This is a genomic window from Rhizobium skierniewicense Ch11 (genome assembly GCF_023757665.1).
GTDB classification, from domain to species: domain Bacteria; phylum Pseudomonadota; class Alphaproteobacteria; order Rhizobiales; family Rhizobiaceae; genus Agrobacterium; species Agrobacterium skierniewicense.
Genome location: NZ_RXPG01000007.1, coordinates 164,605 through 176,769 on the forward strand (window position 1 = coordinate 164,605; position 12,165 = coordinate 176,769).

At 58.2% G+C, this 12,165-nt stretch carries 14 protein-coding genes; 9 read left to right on the forward strand and 5 right to left on the reverse strand.

From position 1 onward, the window contains the following. Nucleotides 1-313: 313 nt before the first annotated feature. A complete protein-coding gene (locus EKM04_RS07785) occupies nt 314-1,978 on the forward strand; it encodes an electron transfer flavoprotein-ubiquinone oxidoreductase (protein WP_174152782.1) in 1,665 nt (554 codons plus the stop codon). A 56-nt stretch (nt 1,979-2,034) separates the two neighbouring features. Here the strand turns inward: EKM04_RS07785 and EKM04_RS07790 are convergent, their stop codons facing one another. Continuing rightward, nucleotides 2,035-2,178: a hypothetical protein gene (locus EKM04_RS07790; protein WP_183897019.1), complete on the reverse strand. Its 144-nt coding sequence runs from the start codon at nt 2,176-2,178 to the stop codon at nt 2,035-2,037. 88 nt (nt 2,179-2,266) lie between these two features. On the opposite strand from EKM04_RS07790, the gene EKM04_RS07795 reads away from it, so the two are divergent. Further along, entirely contained in the window at nt 2,267-3,004 is a 738-nt protein-coding gene (locus EKM04_RS07795) for a pentapeptide repeat-containing protein (RefSeq protein ID WP_183897167.1), read from the forward strand. 127 nt (nt 3,005-3,131) lie between these two features. On the opposite strand, the gene EKM04_RS07800 is transcribed toward EKM04_RS07795, so the two are convergent. After that, nucleotides 3,132-4,148 carry a zinc-binding alcohol dehydrogenase family protein gene (locus tag EKM04_RS07800; RefSeq protein ID WP_183897018.1) on the reverse strand — a complete coding sequence of 339 codons (1,017 nt, stop codon included), beginning with the start codon at nt 4,146-4,148 and terminating at the stop codon, nt 3,132-3,134. 104 nt (nt 4,149-4,252) lie between these two features. On the opposite strand from EKM04_RS07800, the gene EKM04_RS07805 reads away from it, so the two are divergent. From EKM04_RS07805 to EKM04_RS07835, 7 genes are all read left to right on the forward strand, one after another. Then, nucleotides 4,253-4,654 carry a winged helix-turn-helix transcriptional regulator gene (locus EKM04_RS07805; protein WP_174152493.1) on the forward strand — a complete coding sequence of 134 codons (402 nt, stop codon included), beginning with the start codon at nt 4,253-4,255 and terminating at the stop codon, nt 4,652-4,654. A gap of 145 nt (nt 4,655-4,799) precedes the next feature. Then, a complete protein-coding gene (locus EKM04_RS07810; protein WP_183897017.1) occupies nt 4,800-5,636 on the forward strand; it encodes an undecaprenyl-diphosphate phosphatase in 837 nt (278 codons plus the stop codon). A 189-nt stretch (nt 5,637-5,825) separates the two neighbouring features. After that, entirely contained in the window at nt 5,826-6,605 is a 780-nt protein-coding gene (locus tag EKM04_RS07815) for an ABC transporter ATP-binding protein (RefSeq protein WP_183897016.1), read from the forward strand. Between the two features lie 29 nt (nt 6,606-6,634). Further along, nucleotides 6,635-7,408 (forward strand): transporter substrate-binding domain-containing protein, encoded by a 774-nt coding sequence (locus tag EKM04_RS07820; RefSeq protein ID WP_183897015.1) that lies wholly within the window; start codon nt 6,635-6,637, stop codon nt 7,406-7,408. Nucleotides 7,409-7,423: 15 nt separating this feature from the next. Beyond that, on the forward strand, nt 7,424-8,146 hold the full coding sequence (locus EKM04_RS07825) for an ABC transporter permease (protein ID WP_183897014.1): 723 nt from the start codon (nt 7,424-7,426) through the stop codon (nt 8,144-8,146). 8 nt (nt 8,147-8,154) lie between these two features. Next, nucleotides 8,155-8,844: an ABC transporter permease gene (locus EKM04_RS07830; protein WP_183897013.1), complete on the forward strand. Its 690-nt coding sequence runs from the start codon at nt 8,155-8,157 to the stop codon at nt 8,842-8,844. 18 nt (nt 8,845-8,862) lie between these two features. Beyond that, complete coding sequence (locus EKM04_RS07835) at nt 8,863-9,771, forward strand: homocysteine S-methyltransferase family protein (protein ID WP_183897012.1); 909 nt, start codon at nt 8,863-8,865, stop codon at nt 9,769-9,771. A gap of 32 nt (nt 9,772-9,803) precedes the next feature. Here EKM04_RS07835 and EKM04_RS07840 read toward each other — a convergent pair whose 3' ends face one another. The 3 genes from EKM04_RS07840 to mgtE form a co-directional block, all read right to left on the reverse strand. After that, complete coding sequence (locus EKM04_RS07840; RefSeq protein WP_183897011.1) at nt 9,804-10,085, reverse strand: helix-turn-helix domain-containing protein; 282 nt, start codon at nt 10,083-10,085, stop codon at nt 9,804-9,806. Continuing rightward, complete coding sequence (locus EKM04_RS07845) at nt 10,082-10,411, reverse strand: type II toxin-antitoxin system RelE/ParE family toxin (RefSeq protein WP_210290143.1); 330 nt, start codon at nt 10,409-10,411, stop codon at nt 10,082-10,084. Before EKM04_RS07845 ends, EKM04_RS07840 begins: the two co-directional genes overlap by 4 nt. Nucleotides 10,412-10,511: 100 nt before the next feature. Further along, nucleotides 10,512-11,885, reverse strand: a complete 1,374-nt coding sequence (gene mgtE / locus EKM04_RS07850; protein ID WP_183897010.1) for a magnesium transporter — start codon at nt 11,883-11,885, stop codon at nt 10,512-10,514. Nucleotides 11,886-12,165: the final 280 nt, after the last annotated feature.

A 12,165-nucleotide genomic window follows, 5' to 3' on the forward strand; every position in this document is an offset into this window, starting at 1 on the left:
TGGCAGGGTTTTGAAGGCGGCGACCGTGATTATTTCTACGGCGGACGATCCCTTCCGGGAGCCTTGACGTTCTACGAAATCCCGATAACTTACGTGAACGTAAAGGTAAGGTATTACCAGTGCGGGCAGTAATGTCATAGGCGCGCAAAGGATTTGCCGCAGTTCGACCTCGACAATGGCTTTGCGCTTTGCGAGAAGATTGAGACGATTGCTTGAAAGAAACGGGCACCAGCGTGCGTGGAGTTGAACCCCGCTGCTGCTGGCACGTTAGAAAAATATTGCCGGACGGGACCGGCGGGCTGAGAGGATGAAGATGACGGACGCGATGGAACTGCCGGAACGCGAATCGATGGAATTCGACGTTGTGATCGTCGGCGCTGGCCCTGCTGGCCTTTCGGCGGCGATACGGCTGAAGCAGGTCAATCCCGATCTCTCCGTGGTCGTTCTGGAAAAAGGGTCCGAGGTTGGAGCGCATATCGTCTCTGGTGCCGTCGTCGATCCCATTGGCATAGACCGCCTGTTGCCTGGTTGGCGCGAAGAGGAGGGGCACCCTTTCAAGACGGAAGTCAAGGACGACCAGTTCCTGCTGCTCGGCCCGGCGGGTTCCATCCGCCTTCCCAACTTCGCCATGCCGCCTTTGATGAACAACCACGGCAACTACATCGTTTCGCTGGGTCTCGTCTGTCGCTGGCTGGCGGAAAAGGCAGAGGCGCTGGGTGTTGAAATCTATCCCGGCTTTGCTGCCACCGAAGTGCTTTATAACGACGAAGGCGCTGTTATCGGGGTCGCGACTGGCGATATGGGTGTGGAGCGCAACGGCGAGCCCGGGCCGGCCTTTACACGCGGCATGGCGCTGATGGGCAAATATGTGCTGATCGGCGAGGGCGTGCGCGGCTCGCTGGCCAAGCAGTTGATCGACAGATTTGCGTTGTCAAAAGAGAGCGATGTCCAGAAATTTGGTATCGGCATCAAGGAACTGTGGCAGGTCAAGCCGGAAAACCACAGGCCCGGCCTCGTGCAGCACTCCTTCGGCTGGCCGCTCGGCATGAAGACGGGTGGCGGTTCCTTCCTCTACCATCTCGAAGACAACCTCGTGGCTGTCGGCTTCGTGGTGCATCTGAACTACAAGAATCCGTATCTTTACCCCTTCGAGGAGTTCCAGCGTTACAAGACGCATCCGGCGATCGCGCCGACCTTCGAAGGCGGCAAGCGTCTGTCCTATGGCGCGCGTGCCATTACGGAAGGCGGTTACCAGTCGGTGCCGAAACTCACCTTCCCCGGCGGCGCGCTGATTGGCTGTTCCGCCGGTTTCGTCAATGTGCCGCGCATCAAGGGCAGTCATAATGCCGTCTTGTCCGGCATGATGGCGGCAGACCGGCTGGCGGACGCCATTGCGGCGGGCCGCGCCAACGACGAGGTCATCGAGATCGAAAACGAATGGCGCGACAGCGACATCGGCAAGGATCTGAAACGCGTACGCAACGTCAAGCCTCTATGGTCGAAATTCGGCACCGCAATCGGCGTGGCGCTCGGCGGGCTGGATATGTGGACGAACCAGTTGCTCGGCCTTTCCCTGTTTGGCACGCTGAAACACGGCAAGACGGATGCGCAGAGCCTGGAGCCGGCGAAATTCCACAAGCCGATTGCTTACCCCAAGCCCGACGGTGTCCTGACCTTCGACCGCCTGTCATCGGTGTTCATTTCCTCCACCAACCACGAGGAGGACCAGCCGGTGCATCTTCAGGTGAAGGACATGGATTTGCAGAAGCGGTCCGAGCACGACGTCTATGCCGGTCCATCGACACGATACTGTCCCGCCGGCGTTTATGAATGGGTGGAGAAGGACGGAGAGCCGACCTATGTCATCAACGCGCAAAACTGCGTCCATTGCAAAACCTGTGACATCAAGGACCCCAACCAGAACATCAACTGGGTGCCGCCACAGGGCGGTGAAGGGCCTGTATACGCCAACATGTGAGGTCGATCTGGGCCCTTGTGCGCTTTGTCGTCTTTCTGAGGGAAGGTGACATGTTGTTAGAGCTGGAGGCGTGTGGTGCGATCATGAGCGCTGGGCGCTTCTGGCGAGCGATCTGAACGATGTTTGATGCGGTCTTTGCGAAAAAGAGCGGTGTCGATCTTGACCGCAGCCATAGGCTTCCAGTTTGGTAATTGCAGCATGAGCGCTGATGTTCTACTTGTAAGAGAGGATATCGACAGGTGTGGATGGATACGCTTGCAAGGTCGGTATGGGAGCAGATTTATGAATATGTTAGCAGATAGACCTCATGCTCTGCGAAAGCCGGGCCTTGTTTGCGGCGCGTTTCTGACAATGCTTGCCGTTGTGACGCTATTCGCAGCGGAGAGCCAGGCGGCCAGTTGCCGTGCGGATGCGTCCGCCCAGATCGACTGGAGCGGCTGCAACAAGCGTCTGCTGATGCTCGGGGGCAGTGTGTTCGACGGCGCGGATCTGCAAGGAACCGATTTCACCTTCACCGATCTTCGCGGATCGTCCTTCAACAAGGCCAATTTGAGGAAGGCGAAACTCATCCGCTCTTCATTGGCCTCCTCGCAGTTGCAGGAGAGCAATCTCGCAAAGGTCGAGGCCTATCGCGGCGATTTCAGCGACGCGAATGCGGAAAATGCCAAGTTCAACAATGCCGAAATGCAGCGCGCGACGTTCGAGAACGCCAAGCTTGTCGGAGCGGATTTTACCAAGGCTGAGCTGGGCCGTGCCGACTTCGAGGGTGCCACGCTCACCGGAACGAAATTCACTATGGCCAACCTCTCTCGTGCGCGCTTTACCGGTGCCAGCTTCACGGGGCCGATCGATTTCGAGGACGCATTTCTTCTGCTGACCCGCATTGAAGGGCTGGACCTTTCCAAGGCGACGGGCCTTGATCAGAGGCAGATCGACATTGCCTGTGGTGACGCCAAGACAAAATTGCCCGAAGGTCTGACCACACCTGCCGAATGGCCTTGCCCGGAAGATCCTGAGGAGGATTGATGGTCGGCGGATGTCAGGCTCTAGCCCTCGTTTTCTGCAGGAGATCCCCTCGCACACAGGCGAGGGGATAGATGGCAAGACAGACCGGGTAGCGGCAACTCTTCGGTAGCCTGCGGCTATCGCTCCATCAAAACCCCGACAAAACAATCTTGCCCTTCGCGGTCCCACTCTCGATCAGCGCATGCGCCCTGATGAGATTGGCCGCATTGATGGTGCCGAAGACCTCGGTCATCGTCGTCCTGATCTTGCCTTCATCCACCAGCTCCGAGACGTGGTTGAGCAAATTGTGCTGCTCCAGAATATCGGCGGTTCCGAAGACGGGGCGGGTGAACATCATTTCCCAGTGGATAGAGATGGCTTTGCGCTTGAAGGGCATGGCATCGAAACCGCCTTCGGGATCATCGATCAGCGCGAACCGTCCCTGCGGCGCGATGAGCGCGATGCTATCGGCGGCGTGGAGATCGCTCTGCGTTGTGGAAAAGACGAATCCGGGAGCGCCGAGGCCGAGTGCCTCGACCTGTGGGGCGAGCGGCTGGCTGTGATCGATGACGTGGTGCGCGCCGAGTGCCTGGACCCATTGCTTTGTTTCCGGGCGTGACGCTGTGGCGATGACGGTCAGCTCGGTCAATTGCCGGGCTAGCTGGATGGCGATGGAGCCGACGCCGCCTGCGCCGCCGATGATGACAATGGCGTTGGCCGCACCGGGAACAGGGTTCTTGACCTTGAGCCGGTCGAACAGTGCCTCGTAAGCGGTTATCGCCGTCAAGGGCAGCGCCGCCGCCTCTTCGAAGCTGAGGCTCTCTGGCTTTTTGCCGACGATGCGTTCATCGACCAGGTGGAACTCGCTGTTGGAGCCGGGACGATTGATGGCGCCGGCGTAAAATACCGCATCGCCGGGCTTGAACAGGGTGACATTTTCGCCCACGGCCTTGACGATCCCTGCCGCATCGAAGCCGAGAATGCGTGTCTCGCCGGTTTCCGGCGCCTGGTTACGGCGCACTTTCGTATCGACCGGATTGACCGAAACGGCCTTCACCTCGACCAGCAGATCATGACCTTTGGCATCCGGTACGGCCACATCGAGGTCGATGAGCGCATCCGCTTCCGTGATGGGCCTTGCGCTTTTGTAACCGATAGCTCGCATGGCGTTTTCTCCTTTGCTTGTTGCGTTGATCTCTATTTGATAGAGATGAGCACAGACCGCAAGAATGCACATATTGTGTATATACGCACAAAAAGGATACCGAGATGTCCCGTCCCCGTGCCAAGTTGACCGATCATTTCCCGGGTTGTCCGGTGGAATCGACGCTGAGTTTTCTGGATGGGAAATGGAAAGGCGTCATCCTTTACCACCTGATGAATGAGGGGACGTTGCGCTTCAACGGGCTGCGTCGCCACATTCCGAGCGTCACCCAGCGGATGTTGACCAAGCAGTTGCGCGAACTGGAAGACGCAGGCCTGATTTCCCGCAAGGTCTTCGCCGTGGTGCCGCCGCGGGTGGATTATGATCTGACGCCGCTTGGCCACAGCATGCAACCCGTCATCGCTGCACTGAAAGCATGGGGAGATGCCCATGTGGTCTGCAGTGGAGGTGAAAAGCGCGTGCTGTCTGGTGTCGAGATGATCGAGCCGCTGGCCGCTGCCGAGTAGCAAGGCCTGTTGCGCACATCTTCGTGTCCCGTTACGGATGTCGTGGACGACATTGCGCCTGAAAAAATATTCCGCATTGCAACATTGATCTGCCCGGATTGCTTCATAACAGTGCGGCAGTGATTCTCAGTGAGGGACGACAAGCATGGGTATTGGTTGGATCGAAGCCGCAATTCTTGGCTTTATTCAAGGTCTTACAGAATTTTTGCCGATTTCCTCCAGTGCGCATCTGCGCATCGCCGGGGAATTTCTGGGAACGGGGGAGGACCCGGGCGCTGCCTTTACGGCCATTATTCAGATCGGTACCGAACTGGCGGTTCTGGTGTACTTCTGGTCCGACATCATGCGTATTGCCATGGCATGGCTTCGCCAGAACCTGCGCCTTAGCGGCGCGTACGATCCGGCAGATGCGCGCATGGGTTGGCTCATTATCGTCGGCTCTGTGCCGATCGTGCTCTTGGGCCTTCTGTTCAAGGATGCCATCGAGACCTCGTTGCGCAATCTCTACATCACCGCCGTGATGCTGATCGTCTTCGGTATCATTCTCGGTTACGCGGATAAAATCGGCAAGAAGAAGTATCCGCTGAACAAGCTCATCTGGCGCGATGGTATTCTGTTCGGTTTCGCCCAGGCCATGGCGCTGATCCCCGGCGTTTCCCGTTCCGGCGGCACCATCACGGCAGGTCTGCTGTTGGGCTATACGCGAGAAGCGGCTGCTCGCTACTCGTTTCTTCTCGCCGTCCCCGCCGTTTTCGGTTCCGGCTTCTACCAGCTCTACAAGAGTATTGGCCAGGTAAACCCGGTCGGCTGGGGCGAAACGGCGCTTGCCACCGTGATTTCCTTCATCGTCGGATATGCTGTTATCGTCGGCTTTTTGAAGATGGTTTCCAGCAAAAGCTATATGCCCTTTGTCTGGTACCGCGTGGGTCTTGGCGTGCTGCTTCTGCTTCTGCTTTCCACGGGCGTGATCAGCGCAGCATAAAAAGCGTATACGCAGCCATAGGATGGTCTCCCCGGCTTCACGGCCGGGGATCGCTTGACGATTTTCCTTGAAATCTTTCCCGTGGAATGATTTTTCATCCAGGATATGCAATAGAGCCGTTTATTGCGCGGCATTTTTCGCTTGTGTCTATAAGTATCCATCCGCAACAAGGACAGTCGGGACCAGTTGATGAGTATTGAAGGCGGTTACGCTTTGGCGGTGGAGGATATCCACAAGAGCTTCGGTACGCATGAGGTCCTCAAAGGCATTTCGCTCAACGCCCGCAAGGGTGACGTCATCTCGATCATCGGCTCCTCAGGCTCCGGCAAGAGCACGTTTCTGCGCTGCATCAATTTTCTGGAAATGCCCGACCGTGGTCGTGTGACCGTCAGCGGCGAGGAAATCGTTGTCAAGATGGGTCGCGACGGCAAGGCGGTACCGAAAAACTGGCGGCAGGTGGAGCGTCTGCGCACCGGGCTTGGCATGGTGTTTCAGACCTTCAATCTCTGGTCCCACCGCACGGTGCTGGAAAACATCATAGAAGCGCCTGTGCATGTAATGGGTGTCAAGCGGCAGGATGCGATCGAGAAAGCCGAAGCACTGCTCAACAAGGTCGGCCTTTACGACAAGAAGGATGCCTATCCGGCCTTCCTTTCCGGCGGCCAGCAGCAGCGTGCGGCGATTGCGCGGGCGCTGTGCGTCGAGCCCGCCGTGATGCTGTTCGATGAGCCGACCTCTGCGCTTGATCCGGAACTGGTCGGCGAGGTGCTGAAAGTCATCCGCGATCTGGCAGACGAAGGGCGCACCATGTTGTTGGTCACGCATGAAATGCGCTTTGCGCGTGATGTGTCCAACCACGTCATGTTTCTGCATCAGGGCCGCGTGGAAGAAGAGGGGCCGCCGGACCAGGTGTTCGGCAACCCGACCAGCGCCCGCACCCGCGATTTTACCGGCGCCATCGCCAACTGATATTTTCGATATTCCAACAGGAGATTTCCATGAAACTGTTCGCCACGCTGCTTGCCGGATCGGCATTTGCGCTCTCTGCCTTCACCGCCAGCGCCGATGTCCGCTTCGGCATCATGAACGAATCCTACCCGCCGTTTTTCGCCAAGGATGCGTCCGGGAAATGGCAGGGCTGGGAAATCGACCTGATGGACGCCGTCTGCGCGGAAATGAAGGAAAAATGCTCCATCGTTGAACTGTCCTGGGATGGGCTTATTCCAGCGCTTGAAGCCAAGAAGTTCGACGTGATCTGGTCATCCATGTCCAATACGGAAGAACGCCAGAAGGTCATCACCTTCACCGACAAATACTACAACACGCCCAGCAAGCTGATCGGTGCCAAGGGCGACAAGCCGGGCGCAACGGCAGAGGACGTCAAGGGCAAGACCATCGGCATTCAGGTCTCGACCATCCAGTCCGCTTACTACGCCAAGTATTTCAAGGACGTGGCGGACGAAAAGACCTATCAGACACTTGACGAAGCGTTTCAGGATCTGGCTGCCGGTCGTATCGATTATGTCTTCGGCGACTCGCTCGTTCTCGACGCCTTCCTGAAAAGTGATGCGGGCAAGGATTGCTGCGCGGACGCTGGTAATGTGGCCGACGACAAGGAAATTCTGGGTCTCGGCGTTTCCGGCGGTCTTCGCAAGGACGATACGGAGCTGAAGCAGAAGCTGAATGCAGCTTTGGCCGCTGTACGCGCCAGCGGCAAATATGACGAGATCACCAAGAAATACTTCGACTTCGATATCTACGGCGCGAAGTAAGTCCTGGTCGAGTTGATGGCAAGCATTGAAACCATGCTTCAACTTTTGTCGCCCTATCCTCCGGGATGGGGCGGCACGCTGTTGACCGGTGCCGTTTCCACGCTTGCCATTTCCGCCGGTGCCTATCTCATTGGCATCGTAATCGGCATGGCCGGTGCGCTGGGCAAGCTGTCCGGCAATAGGCCGCTCGGTGTCGTGCTGGGCTTCTACACGACCATGATCCGCGCCGTGCCGGAGCTGATCCTCATCGTTGGGCTCTATTATGCGGGTACCGATGGCCTGAACCGGCTGCTGCAATGGGCCGGAATGCCGCCGTTGGAGATCAACGGTTTCGTCGCGGCTATCGCCGTGCTTGGCTTCGTGCAGGGTGCCTACATGACCGAGGTTCTGCGGGGTGCGATCCTTGCCATTCCGGGTGGGCAGATCGAAGCGGCGCGCGCCTTTGGCATGTCGCCGTTTCTGCGCTTTCGCCGCGTCGTTTTGCCTGCATTGGTGCCAAATGCGCTGCCGGGCCTCGCAAACCTCTGGCTTGCCGTGACTAAGGACAGCGCGCTGGTGGCGGTCGTCGGATATCAGGAGCTGGCGCTGGCAACGCGGCTGGCAGGCGCCAGCACCAAGCAGTATTTCCTGTTCTTCATGGCGGCAGCACTCTTGTATCTGGCGATTACACTCGTTTCCAACGCCGTCTTTTCATTGATCGAACGCCGCGTGCGGCGCGGTCAACCGGCGCTGGTTTAGGAGAGAGCATGGAATTCTCCTGGATCGAAAAATACTGGCCGCTGCTGCTTTCCGGCGCTTATCAGACGGTGGCGCTGCTGATCATTTCCGTCGTCCTCGGCTTTGTCATCGCCATTGGCCTTGCCTTTGCGCAGGTCAGCGGCGGTAAAGTCACGCGGCTTTTGGCACGCGGCTACTGTACGTTCTTCCGTGGTACGCCGCTGCTCATCCAACTGTGGCTGCTGTATTACGGCGTCGGTTCATTCCTGCCGATGATCCCTGGCTTGCGCCAAAGCTTTATGTGGCCGGTGCTGCGTGAGGGCTTCTTTTTTGCAGCCGTCAGCTTCACGCTCAATTATGCGGCCTATGAGGCGGAAGTCCTGCGCGGTGCGCTTCTGGCGGTGCCGAAGGGGGAGCTTGAGGCGGGCAGGGCGTTCGGCATGAGCCGTTTCACGCTGATCCGCCGCATCTGGTTGCCGCGCGCCATTCGCATTGCCCTGCCGACCATTGCCGGCGAAGTGGTCATGCAGTTGAAGGCAACGCCGCTTGCCTTTACCGTGACCGTCATGGATCTCTACGCCGTTGCCTACAAGGTGCGACAGGATACGCTGCTGGTCTATGAACCACTCTTCGTCGTCACCATTTTCTATCTCATCCTCACTGCCATCATCGTGCGCTGTTTCGGCTTCGTCGAAGCGCAGGTGCCGCAGCGGCGGTAATACTCCAGGGAGTTCCATATGGGCGATATCAAGATTCTCGACGGCGGCATGAGCCGTGAATTGCAACGGCTCGGTGCACAGTTGAAGCAGCCGGAATGGTCTGCGCTTTCTCTCATCGACGCGCCTGACATCGTGCGGCAGGTGCATGCGGAATTCATTGAAGCCGGTGCCGATGTCGTCACCACCAATTCCTATGCGCTCGTGCCTTTCCACATTGGCGAAGAGCGGTTTCAAAAAGACGGCGCCGCGCTGATTTCACTCTCCGGCAAGCTGGCACGGGAAGCGGCGGATGCTTCGGGCCGTAAGGTGACCGTTGCCGGTGGCCTGCCGCCGATCTTCGGCTCCTACGAACCGCAGAATTTCGATGCTTCACGGGTGCAGGATTATCTCAAGGTGCTGGTCGACAACCTCGCTCCCCATGTCGATGTCTGGCTGGGCGAAACATTGAGCCTGATTGCCGAAGGGGAGGCGGTGCGTGAAGCGGTGGCCAACACGGGCAAACCATTCTGGGTTTCCTTCACGCTGAACGACGACACCGCGCAGGTCAACGGCGGCGCGCCACAGCTTCGCTCCGGCGAAACCGTGCGCGCTGCTGCCGAATGGGCCGCAGGTTCAGGTGCCACCGCGCTGCTGTTCAATTGCAGCAAGCCGGAAGTCATGAAAGCCGCTGTTGAGACAGCCTCCGCTGTGTTCAAGGATAGAGGCGTCTCCATCGAAATCGGCGTCTACGCCAACGCATTCGAAGGTGAGCAAGGCGATTCCGCCGCCAATGAAGGCCTTCACGGCACCCGCGCCGACCTGACCGACGACGCCTATTCCCGTTTCGCCTGCGATTGGGCCGAAGCCGGTGCGACCATGATCGGCGGCTGCTGCGGCATTGGTGCGGCCCATATTCACACGGTTGCGGGCGCGCTCAGGGCGCGGTAATGAGCTGAGAACGCTGCGTGTGCATTTTTCGTTCACGCAGCATCCAACACCTGCATTTCAACATGCAGTCCTGCCGCAGTCACCATATTGACCAACGTATCCAAGCCGAACAGATTGATCTTGCCACGCAAAAGATCTGACACGCGCGGCTGCGAGACCCCAAGTTCTCGGGCGGCGTCTGCCTGCGTCCAGCCCTTTTCCTTTATTTGCCGCTCGAGTGCTCTCATCAGCGTGGAGCGCAGCTTCATGTTCTCCGCTTTGGCCACCGTGTCTTCGATGGCATCCCAGACGCTTTCGAATTGTTCACTGCTCATTGGCCTAACTCCTTCATCAGATCGCTGTAGCGTTTTGCTGCGAGGTCGATATCTGCCTTGCTGGTCTTCTGGGTCTTCTTCTGGAAGCAATGCAGGACGTAAATTGCATTGCTGAATTTCGCGATATAGATCACGCGGAACGCGCCGCTTTCATCCCTGATTCTTATTTCTTGAACACCCTTTCCGATTGTTCCCATTGGCTTCCAATCGGTCGGCATCTGCTCATGTTGCACCTTGTCCAGCTGATAACCGGCTTCCCGCCGCGCCGTTTCGGGAAACGCACGTAAATCACTGAGGGCGCTGCCACGAAATCTGATCACTTTCATATCGCTAATTATACAAAAAATTGTATAAAGATCGCAAGCCCGTTTAACGACGGGTGTTGCCAGCCTCGCCAAGGCGCGACCGGCAACATCATGTTTGCCACTAAAGCAGCGTCCCGCTCAAGATCAGCAGTGCGACCGAGAAGTAGATCACCAGACCGGTGACATCCACCAGTGTCGCGACGAACGGGGCCGATGCGCTGGCGGGGTCGAGGCGCATGCGTTGCAGCAGGAAGGGCAGCATCGAGCCTGTGATGGAGCCGAAGGTGACGATGCCGATGAGGGCACAGAAAACGGTGAAACCGACCAGAAGCCAGTGTTCGCCGTAATCATAGAACCCGGCCTGCTGCCAGACGGTAAGCCGCAGGAAGCCGATGGCGCCTAAAATGGCGCCGAGTGTGAGGCCTGTGGGCAGTTCGCGCAGCAACACGCGCCACCAGTCGGACAGTTTCAACTCGCCCAGCGCCAGCGCCCGGATGATGAGCGACGTAGCCTGCGAACCGGAATTGCCGCCCGATGACATGATGAGTGGAATGAACAGCGTCAGCACGACCGCCTTTTCCAGCTCTCCTTCGAAATGCTGCATGGCGCTGGCCGTCAGCATTTCACCCAGGAACAAAGCCGCCAGCCAGCCACCACGTTTGCGGATCATATCGAGGAAACCCATCGCCATATAGGGCTTTCCGAGAGCCTCCATACCACCGAATTTGTGGGCGTCTTCCGTCGTGTCGGCAATCATGGTGTCGATGACATCATCGACGGTGACGATGCCGAGAATGTGGGCGTGCTCGTCGACGACAGGCATGGCCAGAAGGTCGTGCTTGCGAATAAGGCGGGCGACATCTTCCTGAGGCATCAACGGATCGGCATAGGTGATGCCTTCTTTGGATGCGACGGTCAGAATGGAGGCCGATGGCTCGCCCGTCACCAGGCGGCGCAGGGTGACGACCTTGGCCAAGGTGCCGTCTTGCGCCAGCACATAGATGGCATAGACGGTTTCGCGGGAGCGTTCGACGATGCGGATATGCGCAAGCGTCTGCTCCACCGTCCAGCGGTCGGGCACGCTGACGAATTCTGTCGTCATCATCGAACCCGCCGTGCGGGGCGGATAGGTCATCAGGTGGCGGATGGCGGTTGCCGTTGCGCGGTCCAGCCGGGAAAACAGCTTGGCCCGTGGCTCGTCATCCATTTCCGCCATGACGTCTGCCACGCGGTCATCCGACATGAGATTGACGAAACGGGCTGCCTGTTCCAGCGGAATATGGGCGATGATCTCTGCCGCGCGGTGCAGTTCTGGCCGGTCGAGGACCGCCACCGCACGGGCCTGCGTCATTTTCAGCAGCGCGTCGACGGCTTCGCGCACGTCAAGTGCGTTCAACTGATCGACGCGTTCTGCGGTGGTGGTGGGGCCAATGCTGCTGCTACGAAAAAGACGTGCAGCCTTGCTGGCTCTTTCAGAGAGGTTATGAAAGTTCATGATTGCTCACCTTCCCGTCGATCCGCCGATCACGGCGGAACGTGGTGAGCCGACAGGTGTCAGATCAGCGCGCGTTTCGCCGTTTTCGGCAAAGGCAATCGACTACGACTGTCGCTAGACATCTAATGATGCTCCGTGGATATCTGCGCCAGATCAATGCTTCAATCTGCGCATGAGATATCTGTTGCGCCCGAAAAAAGGCCAAGTCAAGCGGGGCGATTATGAAATTTTGGCAAGGTCGACTGCTGCGTGCGTCCAGGCGCTTTAGGGTCGTCTAAAG

Excerpts from the sequence above, each read along its gene's own strand:
- EKM04_RS07815 (WP_183897016.1), top strand. The coding sequence starts at position 5,826 with ATGAGTATTGAAGGCGGTTACGCTTTGGCGGTGGAGGATATCCACAAG.
- EKM04_RS07825 (WP_183897014.1), top strand. The coding sequence starts at position 7,424 with ATGGCAAGCATTGAAACCATGCTTCAACTTTTGTCGCCCTATCCTCCG.
- EKM04_RS07805 (WP_174152493.1), top strand. The coding sequence starts at position 4,253 with ATGTCCCGTCCCCGTGCCAAGTTGACCGATCATTTCCCGGGTTGTCCG.
- EKM04_RS07845 (WP_210290143.1), bottom strand. The coding sequence starts at position 10,411 with ATGAAAGTGATCAGATTTCGTGGCAGCGCCCTCAGTGATTTACGTGCG.
- EKM04_RS07830 (WP_183897013.1), top strand. The coding sequence starts at position 8,155 with ATGGAATTCTCCTGGATCGAAAAATACTGGCCGCTGCTGCTTTCCGGC.
- EKM04_RS07785 (WP_174152782.1), top strand. The coding sequence starts at position 314 with ATGACGGACGCGATGGAACTGCCGGAACGCGAATCGATGGAATTCGAC.
- EKM04_RS07810 (WP_183897017.1), top strand. The coding sequence starts at position 4,800 with ATGGGTATTGGTTGGATCGAAGCCGCAATTCTTGGCTTTATTCAAGGT.
- mgtE (WP_183897010.1), bottom strand. The coding sequence starts at position 11,885 with ATGAACTTTCATAACCTCTCTGAAAGAGCCAGCAAGGCTGCACGTCTT.
- EKM04_RS07820 (WP_183897015.1), top strand. The coding sequence starts at position 6,635 with ATGAAACTGTTCGCCACGCTGCTTGCCGGATCGGCATTTGCGCTCTCT.
- EKM04_RS07800 (WP_183897018.1), bottom strand. The coding sequence starts at position 4,148 with ATGCGAGCTATCGGTTACAAAAGCGCAAGGCCCATCACGGAAGCGGAT.
- EKM04_RS07835 (WP_183897012.1), top strand. The coding sequence starts at position 8,863 with ATGGGCGATATCAAGATTCTCGACGGCGGCATGAGCCGTGAATTGCAA.
- EKM04_RS07840 (WP_183897011.1), bottom strand. The coding sequence starts at position 10,085 with ATGAGCAGTGAACAATTCGAAAGCGTCTGGGATGCCATCGAAGACACG.
- EKM04_RS07790 (WP_183897019.1), bottom strand. The coding sequence starts at position 2,178 with ATGCTGCAATTACCAAACTGGAAGCCTATGGCTGCGGTCAAGATCGAC.
- EKM04_RS07795 (WP_183897167.1), top strand. The coding sequence starts at position 2,267 with ATGTTAGCAGATAGACCTCATGCTCTGCGAAAGCCGGGCCTTGTTTGC.